Annotated in this window: 11 protein-coding genes; 5 read left to right on the top strand and 6 right to left on the bottom strand. The window is 71.7% G+C overall.

Annotated elements, in window-relative coordinates:
• Window positions 1-249 precede the first annotated feature (249 nt).
• Window positions 250-1,794 (top strand): FAD-binding oxidoreductase, encoded by a 1,545-nt coding sequence (locus tag ABGB17_RS28435; protein WP_347634948.1) that lies wholly within the window; start codon window positions 250-252, stop codon window positions 1,792-1,794.
• 10 nt (window positions 1,795-1,804) lie between these two features.
• Here the strand turns inward: ABGB17_RS28435 and ABGB17_RS28430 are convergent, their stop codons facing one another.
• The 3 genes from ABGB17_RS28430 to ABGB17_RS28420 form a co-directional block, all read right to left on the bottom strand.
• Complete coding sequence (locus ABGB17_RS28430; protein ID WP_347634946.1) at window positions 1,805-3,715, bottom strand: acetoacetate--CoA ligase; 1,911 nt, start codon at window positions 3,713-3,715, stop codon at window positions 1,805-1,807.
• A 156-nt stretch (window positions 3,716-3,871) separates the two neighbouring features.
• Window positions 3,872-4,126: a hypothetical protein gene (locus tag ABGB17_RS28425; RefSeq protein ID WP_347634944.1), complete on the bottom strand. Its 255-nt coding sequence runs from the start codon at window positions 4,124-4,126 to the stop codon at window positions 3,872-3,874.
• A complete protein-coding gene (locus ABGB17_RS28420; RefSeq protein WP_347634942.1) occupies window positions 4,127-4,462 on the bottom strand; it encodes a DUF6247 family protein in 336 nt (111 codons plus the stop codon).
• 461 nt (window positions 4,463-4,923) lie between these two features.
• Here ABGB17_RS28420 and ABGB17_RS28415 point away from each other — a divergent pair, with 461 nt between their 5' ends.
• From ABGB17_RS28415 to ABGB17_RS28400, 4 genes are all read left to right on the top strand, one after another.
• Window positions 4,924-5,271, top strand: coding sequence for a hypothetical protein (locus ABGB17_RS28415; protein ID WP_347634990.1), 348 nt, complete (start codon window positions 4,924-4,926; stop codon window positions 5,269-5,271).
• 167 nt (window positions 5,272-5,438) lie between these two features.
• The gene (locus tag ABGB17_RS28410) at window positions 5,439-6,773 is read left to right on the top strand and encodes an alpha/beta hydrolase (protein WP_347634940.1); all 1,335 of its coding nucleotides are present in this window, start codon (window positions 5,439-5,441) and stop codon (window positions 6,771-6,773) included.
• 161 nt (window positions 6,774-6,934) lie between these two features.
• Complete coding sequence (locus ABGB17_RS28405; RefSeq protein WP_347634938.1) at window positions 6,935-7,438, top strand: SigE family RNA polymerase sigma factor; 504 nt, start codon at window positions 6,935-6,937, stop codon at window positions 7,436-7,438.
• Window positions 7,439-7,441: 3 nt separating this feature from the next.
• Complete coding sequence (locus ABGB17_RS28400; protein WP_347634936.1) at window positions 7,442-8,440, top strand: hypothetical protein; 999 nt, start codon at window positions 7,442-7,444, stop codon at window positions 8,438-8,440.
• A gap of 54 nt (window positions 8,441-8,494) precedes the next feature.
• Here ABGB17_RS28400 and ABGB17_RS28395 read toward each other — a convergent pair whose 3' ends face one another.
• The 3 genes from ABGB17_RS28395 to ABGB17_RS28385 all read right to left on the bottom strand — a co-directional run bounded on the left by ABGB17_RS28395 (window position 8,495) and on the right by ABGB17_RS28385 (window position 11,806).
• Window positions 8,495-10,189, bottom strand: coding sequence for an RICIN domain-containing protein (locus tag ABGB17_RS28395; RefSeq protein WP_347634934.1), 1,695 nt, complete (start codon window positions 10,187-10,189; stop codon window positions 8,495-8,497).
• 151 nt (window positions 10,190-10,340) lie between these two features.
• Complete coding sequence (locus ABGB17_RS28390; RefSeq protein WP_347634932.1) at window positions 10,341-11,048, bottom strand: haloacid dehalogenase-like hydrolase; 708 nt, start codon at window positions 11,046-11,048, stop codon at window positions 10,341-10,343.
• A gap of 119 nt (window positions 11,049-11,167) precedes the next feature.
• A complete protein-coding gene (locus ABGB17_RS28385; RefSeq protein WP_347634930.1) occupies window positions 11,168-11,806 on the bottom strand; it encodes an HAD family hydrolase in 639 nt (212 codons plus the stop codon).
• Window positions 11,807-11,809 lie beyond the last annotated feature (3 nt).

Raw genomic sequence — 11,809 nt, 5'->3', positions numbered from 1 at the left:
AAGCCCCCAGGTCACGGGCTCCACCAGCGGTGGCACCCTTGATCCCCATTGATCAGGCTCACCCCCCGCCGTACCCGATATCAGCCCATCACACCTCAAACGTCAACTTGCGCGCCCACCTCCACCACACCAGCCTCCCGCATCCCAAGCGCCTCCGAGACCGACCTGTGATAAACCACAACTCCTTTGGGCACGTCTCACGTAATAGGCACCTTTTTTCGCGCCCCTTGACCGTTTCGAGGAGGAAGCATGGCCACGACCGGGCAACCCCGGCTCGACCGGCGGAGCTTCCTTGGCGTGTCGGCGTTGTCGGTGCTCGGGGCGGCCGGGTGCGCGCCGGAGGGCACCGGCGTGCGGACCCGGACGCCGCCGCCCGGGGGGGCCACGTCCAGGTCACCGATCGCGGCGCGGACCAAACCCGTGCCCAGGGACTGGTCCGCGCTCAGGGAAGGGCTGGCCGGGCGGCTGGTCCGGCCGGGGGACGCGGCGTACGACGCGGCGCGGCGGCTGTACAACCCGCGGTTCGACGGCATCCGGCCGGCGGGGGTGGCGTACTGCGCCGACGCCTCGGACGTCGCGGAGTGCCTGGCGTTCGCCCGGAAGACGGGAGTGCCGGTCGCGGCACGCTCGGGGGGGCACAGCTACGCCGGGTGGTCCTCGGGGACCGGCCTGATCGTGGACGTGGCGCGGATGAACAGAGTGAGGGCCACATCGGGACGCGCCGTCGTGGGCGCGGGCGCGCAGTTGATCGACGTCTACGACCGCCTCGCGGCCCAGGGTGTCAGCATCCCGGCGGGTTCCTGTCCCACCGTGGGCATCGCCGGCCTCACGCTCGGGGGCGGCATCGGGGTGGTCGGCCGCAAGTACGGGCTCACCTGCGACGTGCTGGAGTCGGTCCAGATCGTCACCGCCGACGGGCGGGTGCGGACCTGTGACGCCGACCACGACGCCGACCTCTACTGGGCGTCGCGCGGCGGCGGGGGCGGCAACTTCGGGGTCGCGGTCTCGTTCACCTTCAGGACCCACCCCATCGAGGACGTCACGGTGTTCTTCCTCAACTGGCCGTGGTCGATGGCGCGCAAGGCCCTCGCCGTCTGGCAGCAGTGGGCGCCCACCGCGCCGGACGCCCTCTGGGCCAACTTCCACCTCGGGCACGACCCGAGCCCCGCCCTCACCGTCGGCGGGCTCTACGTCGGCCCGCGCGCCGCGTGCGAACGCCTCCTCGACCCGCTGATCGACCGCGTCGGCGGGCGGCTCACCGGCCGGTCGATCACCCAGACGTCCTACCTGCGGGCCATGAAGATCATGGGGGGCTGCTCGTCGCGCACCCTGTCCCAGTGCCACGTCCAGGGCACCCTCCCCGGCCGCACCCGCGAGGGCACCTTCCCCCGGGACGACTTCCGCGCCTCGTCGCACCTGGCGTACCGCCCGCTGTCCGCGGCGGGCATCGCTGCCCTGGTCGAGCAGGCCGCCCGGCCCGGCCGCCACTCGATCCTCGTGGACGCCCTCGGCGGCAGGATCGGCCGGGTCCGCCCGGACGCGACCGCGTACCCCCACCGCCAGGCCCTGTTCAGCGTCCAGTACTACGCCCACCTGAGCGGCGCCGCCGCGTGGGTGCGCACCGCCCGCGCCGCGATGAACCCCCACTTCGGCGACCACGCGTACGTCAACTACATCGACCCCACGCTGAAGAACTGGCGCCGCCAGTACTACGGCGCGAACGCCACCCGCCTCGCCAAGGTGAAGGCCGCCTACGACCCGGGGCGCCTGTTCCGCTTCCCCCAGGCCGTCTGACCCGCCGCCCTCAGGGCAGGAAGTGCTTGAGCACCTCAGGATTCGCCATCGCGCCGGTGTTGGCCGCCTTCTCCGGCGGCGTGCCGAGCAGGATCTTGCGCACCGGCACCTCCAGTTTCTTGCCGCTGAGCGTGCGCGGGATGCCGGGCACCTCGTGGATCTCGTCCGGCACGTGCCGCGGGGACAACTCGGTGCGCAGCGCCGCCTTCACCCGGCCCGCCAGGTCGTCGGTCAGGGACTCGCCCTCGGCCGGCGTGACGTACAGCAGCAGCCGCCCCTCCCTGCCGAGCTGCCCGGTGTCGATCACCAGGCTGTCCGCGATCTCCGGGAACCGCTCCACCACCCGGTAGAACTCGCTGGTCCCCATGCGCACGCCGCCCCGGTTCAGCGTGGAGTCCGACCGGCCGTAGATCACGCACGACCCGTCCGGCATGATCTTGATCCAGTCGCCGTGCCGCCACACCCCCGGGTAGTCCGCGAAGTAGCTCTCCCGGTACCGCTCGCCGCCGGGGTCGTTCCAGAACATGACCGGCATGGACGGCATCGGCCGCGTCACCACCAGCTCCCCGACCTCCCCCACCACGGCGTTCCCCTCGGCGTCGAACGACTCCACCTTCGCCCCGAGACACCGGCACGGGATCACCCCCGCCCGCACCGGCAGCACCGGCACCGCCCCCACGAACCCCGTGCACACGTCCGTCCCCCCGGAGAACGACCCGAGCTGCACGTCCGGCAGCACGTCGTACATCCAGGCGAACCCCTCGGGCGGCAACGGCGACCCGGTGGACCCGACCCCCCGCACCTTCTCCAGCCCCGCCGGCCGCAGCTCCGCCCGCATCGACGCGATCAGATACGGCGCCCCGGTGCCGAAGTACGTGGCCCCCTCCTCGGCCACCAGGCGCCACAACGCGTCCGTCCCCGGATGGGTGGCGCTCCCGTCGTACAACACGACGGTCGCCCCCACGAGCAACCCGCCGACCAGGTAGTTCCACATCATCCAGCCGGTCGTGGTGTACCAGAGGAACACATCTCCTTCCCCGAGGTCCTGGTGGAAGCTCAGCGCCTTGAGGTGTTCGAGCACGATCCCCCCGTGCCCGTGCACGATGGCCTTGGGCAACCCGGTCGTCCCCGACGAGTACACGATCCACAGGGGGTGCCCGAACGGCACCTCCGCGAACTCCAGCTCCCCCGCCTCGCGGCGGAGCTCCTCCCACCCGAGCACCCGCCCACCGGTGGCGACGCCCCCGGCCTCCCCCACCACGACGGTCGCCGTCAACCCCGGCAACCGCCGCGCGATCTCCGCCACGACGTCCGACCGGTCGAACCACCGCCCGTTGTAGGTGTACCCGTCCACCGCGATCAGCACCTTGGGCGTGATCTGCGTGAACCGGTCCGCCACACTGGACGCCCCGAAGTCCGGCGAACACGACGACCACACCGCCCCGAGGCCGGCGGTCGCCAGGAACGCGATCAGCGCTTCGGGCGTGTTGGGCAGATAGGCCGCGACCCGGTCGCCCCGCCCGACCCCGAGCCGCACCAGCCCGGCCCGCACCCGCCCCACTTCCTCGGCGAGCTCACCGTAGGTGAACGTCCGCCGCGTCCCGTCCTCACTCCTCGCGACGACCGCGACCCGACCGGGGTCCCCCTTCAGCGCGTTGGCCGCGTAGTTGACCGTCGCCCCCGCGAACCACTCGGCCCCCGGCATGCCCCCCTGGAGCACAGGCCCGTCCCCGCGCTTCCCCACCACCGAGAAGTAGTCCCAGACGGCCCCCCAGAACTCCTCCTGCCGCTCGACCGACCACTCCCAGAGCTCGTCGTACCGCTCCCCACCCCGCCCCAGCCATTCGGCGAACCGAGTGACCCGCGCCCCCCGGACCACATCGTCCGACGGCTCCCACAACAACGCACCTTCGTCGACCATGCCCCCATCCTGACCGACCCCCGTCGTCCGATGCCATCCCGCCCACCCACATATCGAGGCCTCGCACCACGTCGATCGCCCGGGGATCCGCACGACCGCCGCGGGCCCGCCCGCCCCACAACGCCCCGGTCCATGTGGCCGCCCCCCACATACCGGTCACCCGCACCACACCACGTTGACGATCTCGACCGTGCGCCGGTACTCCACGATCAGGTACGTGACCATCCCCTCACCGCCGCCCCCGAACGTACGCGTCCGCACCGGCGAATCCCCCCGCCCGCACACGAACGGCAGCCCGTTCCACGGAGCCACCTGCAAGAACACCGTGACCTCGAGAAGCCCCGGCAAGGCGCCGCCGGGAAGCCCGCCGATCTGCTCCTCCGCCTGCTTGGTCGCCCCGACGCTGTACATCTAGAGATCGAGCCGGGCACCGAGCTCAGCCGCCCTCTCGGCGATCGCTTCCCCGACCGCCCGCCCCGGGACGTACGCCCCGCTCTCCACCTGTCCTCCGAGCCGCCCGCTCTCCTCCAGGACCTCCTGGTACTCCCCCGTCGCCGTCATCCGCGCGACATGCCACCAATACGCGAGCACCTCGCTCACCGCATCGAGATCCAGTTCCTCGGCGGCCCTGGCCATGGACCGCCGGAAATCCCTCTCGAAGACCTCCCGATGCTCCCCAGGCAGGCAGTCGCGGATGTTCCGAGGACTGCGATCACCCTTGAGGGACTCCACGACCTCCGCGGGCACCCGCCCCGTCCCTCGATCGCGAGCCCCGGAGGCCGGAGCGCCACCACCCCGCGCCACCCCCCGCCCACGCCGCCCCCGCGGCCGCGGCACATCCGCCTCCGCCCCCCGCCGTCCACCCTCCACCGGCACCCGGCCGTCCGGCGATTCCCGCCCCGCACCGGGAACGACATCCATCTCCGAAGTCACGCCTCACAACGTACTCCCCCGATGATCGACAACCCGTCATTCCCCGGCTGACCGGCGGCGATGTCGTACCCGTGGCCGTGACCGACCCACACATCCCCTGCCTCGAGAGCGTGTGGCCGTCAGCGGTGCGCGGCCTGACGCCCTCCTTGCTCACCGCCGGACGGCGAGTACTCACTTTTGACCATCCCAAGGGCTGCATCCAACCGCGAATGGCACCCTCCGGTCCGACCTCGGCCGCCATCCGGACGACCCGCTGCTGCACAAGCTGATCGGCGATCTGCCGGCGTCCAGCACCCTGTTCGCGCGGCTGTGGGCCGAGCGCGGCGTCAACGAGCGCCGCAGGGGGCGTGAAGCGCTACCGTCACCCCGTGATCGGCGAACTGACCGTGACCTATCAGGCGATGGCGCCTCCCGGTGAGCCCGACCAGACCTTGATGGTCTACACCGTCCCGCCCGGCTCACCGGACGAGCAGACCTTGCGCAGGATCGTCAGCTGGGCCGAGAACAGGAAGGGGCCGAGGCGCCGGCGCGGCGGTTCAGCGGTTGATCACAGCGGTGCGGCCGACCGGCGCCCAGCGGACCGGACTTCCCCTGAGCGATACGGCTTTTCAGCTCCTTATTAGGGTGATGGTCCGTGTTCCCTGTTTGTAAGGGGTCCTCAATGAAGAAGTGGTTCTCGGGGCGGGGTGGGGCGGTTGTCGGTGCGGTAGGGATTGTGGTGCTTTGGGGAGTGGTGGCGGGTTTATGGACGCCTCGGGGGCCGGGGACGGTGGGCGAGGCGTTGGGGACCATGGGGGTTTCGTTATTGGTGGGGGGTTCGGCGGGGTGGATGCTGGGGGCGCGGTGGGTGGCGCTGGGGGCGCCTCTGGTGTTCTGGGGGGTGTTCGAGGTGGTGCGGATGGGGGTCGGGGGGCCGAGTGTGGACGGGGTGCGGGTCTCCACGTTCGGGGTGCTGGCGTTGGTGACCGGGCGGGGGGTGCACCTGGTGGTGGCGCTGCTTCCTCTGGTTCTGGGTGGGCTGCTGGGGGCGGGGGTCGCGCGGCGGCGGGGCGGAGTCCGGGAGGGGCGGGTCCGGCGGTATTCGGGGCGGGTGGTCACGGGGCTGCTGGCGGTGGTCGTGGGAGGTGTGGCGGGGGTGGTGGCGGTGCCGGGGCGTACCGCGCCGGTGGCGGGGGCGCCTCGGGGTGGGGTCGCCGAACTGGCCACTGTTTCCGTCAACGGGCATCGGTTCGGGGTGATGATCCGGGGGGTGGACACCGGGAAGCCGGTGTTGTTGTACGTGCCGGGGCCGCCGGGTGGGTCGGAGATCGGGGCGATGCGGCGGCATCTGGAGGAGCTCGAACGGCATTTCGTGGTGGCGACGTGGGATCGGCGGGGTGGGGGGAAGTCGTTCGCGGCGTTCGAGCCGGCGGCGACGTTCACGGTGGAGGACGAGGTGCGGAGCACCGTGGGGATGGCGGCGTATCTGCGGAAGAGGTTCGGGAAGGACCGGGTCTATCTGGTCGCGCATTCCGGTGGGTCGATGGTGGGGGTGCTCGCCGTACAGGAGCGGCCCGACCTGTTCCGGGCGTACATCGGGATCGGGCAGGCCGTCGATCTGGCGGCGGCCGACCGGTCGCAGTACCAGGAGACGCTGGCCTGGGCGCGTTCGTCGGGGCGGGCGGAGCTCGCGAAGCGGCTCACGGGGCTCGGGCCGCCGCCGTACGGTGACGCTTACTCGTACGAGCCGATGTTGACGAGTGAGCCTGAGGCGTTCGCCTATGACCGGAGCCGGAACAGCGAAGGGGTGAGCGGATTCGCGGAGAGCCTCGGGGTGCCCGAGTACTCACTGCTCGACCAGGCGCACGCGCTCGGGGGGCTGCTGGACGGGTACGACCTGCTGTACCCGCGGATGCAGGACATCGACTTCCGCGTGGAGGTTCAGCGGCTGGAGGTGCCGGTGTACTTCGTCGTCGGCGCGCACGAGGTGCCGGGGCGGGTGCGGCTGCTGCTGGAGTGGACCGCCGACCTCCAGGCGCCGCACAAGGAGGTCGTGACCTTCGCGACCTCGGGGCACCGGCCGCAGTTCGAGCAGCCCGCGGAGTTCGTGGCGCTCATGAGACGCGTGCTGGACGAAACGCCCTGACTCCATAAGTGACCGCGCTCTACGGCAACCCATTCACCTGAGGGTTGTCTTCCGAAGGCCCCGCCGTGGACCGGCGGGGTCTTCGCCGTTCCCGGCCGCGAGGCAACCTTCCGGGGGCGTGGAGGCGTGAAAGGGGTGACGATCGGCGGAGGAGGGCGTGGATGGCGGATCGCACGGAGTACGACGCGTTCGTCGCGGCGGCGTGGCATCGGCTGCTCCGCACCGCCTATCTGCTCACCAGGGACTGGGCGGCGGCGGAGGACCTGGTGCAGACGGCGCTGATGAAGGCGTGGGTGGCGTGGGGGCGGATCGGACCCGAGCGTGAGGCGTACGTCCGAAAGATCATCGTGCACGTCCACGTCTCCTGGTGGCGCCGGCGGTGGCGACACGCCGAGGTCGTCAGCGGCTCACCGCCCGACCTGACGCAGCGCGAGGACCACATCGAGCGGGCCGACGAGCGGGAGCTGGTCTGGCAGGCGCTCGGCCGGTTACCGGCCCGGCAGCGGGCCGTGGTGGTGCTGCGGTTCTTCGAGGACATGACCGAGGCTCAAGCCGCCGAGACCCTCGGGTGCAGCGTCGGGACGGTGAAGAGCCAGACCAGCAAGGCGCTGGCCAAGCTACGCGTCGACGACTCGTTCACCTCGACGTTCACGAGAAGGGGGTAGGCCATGCCCGTCAACCGACATGAACTTCGCGACCTGCTCGACGAGCGCAGCCGCCCCGCGTTCGACCGACCCATCCCGTGGGAGTCGCTGCGGTTCCGCGCACACGGGCCCCGTGGCCGCCGCCACCTCAGCGTCGTCGTCGCGTGCGCCGTGGCCCTGACGGCGGTGGCGGTCGTCACGGCGACCCGGTCGGCCCTGCCGAGCCCCGGCCACCGCCCGCAGGTCGCCGCGTCCGTGGTCGATGAGCTCCCGCCGCGGCTCCAGACGCCGGACGGCAAGCTCTACGAGCGGGTCGCCACGGCGGTGATGGACTCCAGGCACCAGGACAAGGTGACGTTCGACGTCCGTGTGCGCGACCGGCCGCTGGCCCTCCTGGTGAACTGCCCGGCGTCGTCGCCCGGCGCGCTGAGGATCAGCGTGACGGTGCCGGGCGAGCCCGGGAGGTTCAGGCTGGAGCCCGCCCCGTGGTCCGGTTGCCGGTACAAGGCTCCTTACGACGTGTCGCCCCTGCCGCCGGGGACGCGCACCGCGACGTTCACCGTCGAGATGACGGACCGTGACGACGACCCTGGCCCGCAGACCCCGTCCGTCTGGCGGTTCGGCGTCTACGAGTGGACGCCGCCCGCCACACCGGCGCGGGAGACGCCACCGACGACGATCACGAACTCGTCGCCGGAATTCACACTGGTGGGACAGCGGACGGCCTCCTGGCACACCGGCGGCAGGGTCACGCTGACCGTCCCGCACCGGGGACGGCCGCTGATCCTCCTCGCGTACTGCGCGGGCGACATCGCCGGTCGTGCCGGGATCGAGGTCCGGGTGAACGGCCGCCTGCTCAAGAACGCGCTCGCCTGCCCGCGCACCCCCTCGCACGGCATGTCGTACACCGTTCTCCGCGAGATCACTCCGGACGCCCACGGCATGGTCACCGTCCGGGTCGGCCTGGTGCCGAAGATCCCGCGCTCCGGCACGCTGACCGCGGCCCTCTACGAGGCGGGCTGAGCTCCCGCGCGGGACGGCGGCCCGGCCGGGCCGGGCCGCCGTCGCGTCTCGTCGTCAGCCCATCCGGTGCACGCTCCACCGCTGGCTCGGCTCGCTGCTGGAGCAGGTGCCCTGCACCAGGGGCGCCAGCATGGCGGTGCTCAGGTTCTCGGTCTGCGCGCACAGGTTCGAGCCGGCGTTCCTGAGCTGGTACGTCAAGCCGATGACCGGCACGAACGCCCACCGCTGGTTCGCCGCGCCGGTGCAGGTGCTCTGCACGATCGCGGCGCCCGCCGAGGTGGAGCCGCCGAGGACCGCGAGGCACTTGCCGCCGTACTCGCTGCGCACGGTGTAGGTGCCGCCGGTGGCGGCGGTCAGTTTCCACTGCTGGTTGGTGGCCTCGTGGCGGGGATGCTGCAGGGTGCCGGCGTCCTCGTCCGTGGCGTTGCCGCTGTCCATCGCCTGGTAGGCGCCCTGGAACTCCCCGTCGGGCTGGACGTTCTCGTTGGTGAGGACCATGACGGCACCCGGGGCGACGTCACCCGCCTCGGTGGAACCGGTGACCGTGGTGGCGCTGAGCCCTTGCGACGCGATCGAGTAGCGGCTCGTGCCGCCGACGGTGACCCGTGACCGGACGTTGTAGAACGCCGTGGTGCCGGCCGGCAGCCCGTCCACCCGTGCCGTGGTGCGCCTCTCGCTCGCCGGGACGGTGGCCACCAGCACCCCGTTGCGCAGGATCTCGTACGCGGTGACGCCGGCGGTGTCGCCCGGCGGGCGGAAGCTGAAGGCGATCGACGTGCCCTGGATGTCCACCGCCCTGAGGTACTGGGGAGGCAGCGGGAAGGGGACGGTGAGGGGGGTGACCGGCGAGCCTGGCGTCAGGTAGAGGCTGTCCAGCGCCGCGTTGAAGTGGGTCGGCAGGTAGCTGCCGCTCGGGTTCAGCGAGAAGTAGTCGTCGCCGTCGCAGTCGAGGTAACGGATGGAGATGGGGTCCGGGCACACCGCCCCGGTCGCGGGCTGGCAGAGCGTCTCGTGACCGTCGGTGCAGTGGCCGCCGCCGTCGCTGTTCGGCGCGCCGGGTAACAACCCGCCCAGCGCGTGCGCCAGCTCGTGGGTCACCACGTGGCCGTTCAGGCAGCCGAGGCCGACGAGGACGTAGCCGGTCCTGCTGTTGTGCAGGTTGCCCGTGCCGGGTGTGCTGTCGTTCTCGACGTTGTCGTTCCAGGCGGCGCCGCACTCGCCGGTCTGTTCGGCGATCATCAGGTAGATGCGGTCACCGGCGGTGAGGTCCTCGTCGAGGATCCAGTTCCCCGCGTCCGTCTGACCGGCCGGCACCTGGACCGTCGTGATGAGGGCGTGGCAGCTCCCGTCGTGCACGACGTTGAGCAACCGCCGCCCGCCGTCACGCCGGGCGCTGTCGTTGATGTTGGTCTGGGCCTCCCAGATCGCCTGCCGGATGGCGGGCTCGCGGAGGCTGAGGTTGTCGGCGCCTTCGTAGGCGTAGACGATCTGGACGCGGTTGCCGCTGGTGCCGTCGCCGGTGCAGACCAGCGGCGGGGCCGCGGAGGTGCCGCCCGCGACCGCCAGGGCGGGGGTGGACACGGTGGCGACGCCGGCGAGCGCGCCGGCGGCCATGACCGCCGCCATGACGGCGCGCGCGGCGGCGCGGCGCGGTCGCCGTACGGCGGACCGGATCCTCGATGTCAGGGTCTCACGTTCGAGCCGGCGACCACCGGTGATGGCCGTCTGGCACCTCCTGATCGGACGCACGTCGCTCTCCTCACTGCATGGGGAAAAGGGCACAGGAGAAGCGGCGACCCGCGCGGTGCGCCGGGTGTCCTTCCCCCGCGCGACCAGCCAACGCGACCAGGCATCCGCGCAACAGGAAATGACACCGGCAGAAACGCCGTGGACGCGGGACCTAGACGGCCTTGCGGTCCAGCGGGCTGGTGAGGCGGGCGACGGCGGCCACCACCTCGGAGGCGTTGGTGAGGTCCGCGAGGACGATGTCGGCGCCCGCCTCGTGCAGCTCGGCGGGTGTCGAGCGGCCGGAGGCGACGGCGATCATGGCGGCGTCGGCGATGCGGGCCGCCTGGACGTCGCGGGCCGAGTCGCCGATGAGGACGGTGTTGGTGCCGTCGCAGCGGAAGCCGTGGCGCTGCTTGACGCGGCTCTGCGCGACCTGCAGCAGGGTGGCCTTGGGGTAGACCTCCTCGCCGTAGCCTCCCACCTCGAAGTCGACGTAGCGGTCCAGCCCGAAGGCCTTGAGCTTGAGCACGGCGTTGCTCTTGATGGTGCCGGTCAGCACCGACTGCACCACGCCGTCCAGGCGGGCCACGGCCTTCAGGGCGTCCTTGGCGCCGGGCATGGCGTGGCCGTCCTTGTCGAGCCGCTTGCGGCGGGCGGCGAGCGCGGCGGCGAGGGCCTCGATGAACCGCGGCAGGTGGTCGTCGCCGGTCACGATGCCGTTGACGGCGAGCGTCTCGAAGATGATCTCCGAGTCGGGGCGGCCCATGGCGGGCGCGAGCTTCACCAGAGGACGGCCGGTGACCTGCCGGAAGGCGTCGGCGTAGGCGTCGCGGGTGACGATCGCCACGTCGACCAGGGTGAGGTCGACGTTCCACAGCACGAGACGGTTAATGGGGGGCCTCCGGGGACGCGAAACGGCTGGGCCCAGAGTACGACGCCCGCGGCCCACCGGCGGCGGCCATGCCGAGAATGTCACGCCGCCCCTGGGCAGGCGCGGGGTCAGCGGGCGTGGTCGAAGGCCTCGGCCAGCGTGTCGACCACCGGCAGGCCCGAGGCTCGCAGGTCGGCGCGGCTGGTCATGCCGCCGGTGTACAGGACGGCCGTGGCGCCGACGTGCTCGGCCGCGTGCGCGTCGTCGAGGCTGTCGCCGATCACCAGCACGTCGGAGGGGTTCACCGCCAGCGACTCGATGTGCGCCACCATGTGCTCGGCCTTGCCGCCGCCGGGGGCGCCGTTGCTCAGGCCGTCGATGCGGGAGAAGTACCGGTCGATGCCGAGCTCGGCGGCCTTGAGCACCAGCCGGTCGTGGGCCCACATGGACAGCAGCGACTGGGTGCGCCCGCGCTCCGCCCACGTGGACAGGCAGTGGAGGGCGTCCTCCGCCAGCACGCACGAGATCATCAGCCGGTGGTAGTGGTCGTGGAAGGCCTGGTCGAGGCGCTCCCACTCCCCCTCCTCCAGCGCACGGCCGAGGATGCGCTCGTAGGCGACCCAGATGGGGCGGGTGTAGGCGGCACGGAAGCCGTCCGCGTCGAAAGCCCCCACGCCGTACGGCCTGAAGACCTCGTTGGTGGCGCCGACCACGGCGTCGATGTCGTGGAAGAGGGTGCCGTTCCAGTCCCAGATGATGTGCTTCATATC

Origin of the sequence: Sphaerisporangium sp. B11E5 (genome assembly GCF_039871875.1) — a bacterium.
Lineage (GTDB): Bacteria > Actinomycetota > Actinomycetes > Streptosporangiales > Streptosporangiaceae > Sphaerisporangium.
Note: the sequence above shows the minus strand (reverse complement) of the source record. Positions and strands in the feature narration are given on the sequence as shown.

Coding starts and splice junctions, on each gene's coding strand:
- ABGB17_RS28435 (WP_347634948.1), top strand. CDS start 250: ATGGCCACGACCGGGCAACCCCGGCTCGACCGGCGGAGCTTCCTTGGC.
- ABGB17_RS28425 (WP_347634944.1), bottom strand. CDS start 4,126: ATGTACAGCGTCGGGGCGACCAAGCAGGCGGAGGAGCAGATCGGCGGG.
- ABGB17_RS28400 (WP_347634936.1), top strand. CDS start 7,442: ATGCCCGTCAACCGACATGAACTTCGCGACCTGCTCGACGAGCGCAGC.
- ABGB17_RS28430 (WP_347634946.1), bottom strand. CDS start 3,715: ATGGTCGACGAAGGTGCGTTGTTGTGGGAGCCGTCGGACGATGTGGTC.
- ABGB17_RS28385 (WP_347634930.1), bottom strand. CDS start 11,806: ATGAAGCACATCATCTGGGACTGGAACGGCACCCTCTTCCACGACATC.
- ABGB17_RS28410 (WP_347634940.1), top strand. CDS start 5,439: ATGGGGGTTTCGTTATTGGTGGGGGGTTCGGCGGGGTGGATGCTGGGG.
- ABGB17_RS28405 (WP_347634938.1), top strand. CDS start 6,935: ATGGCGGATCGCACGGAGTACGACGCGTTCGTCGCGGCGGCGTGGCAT.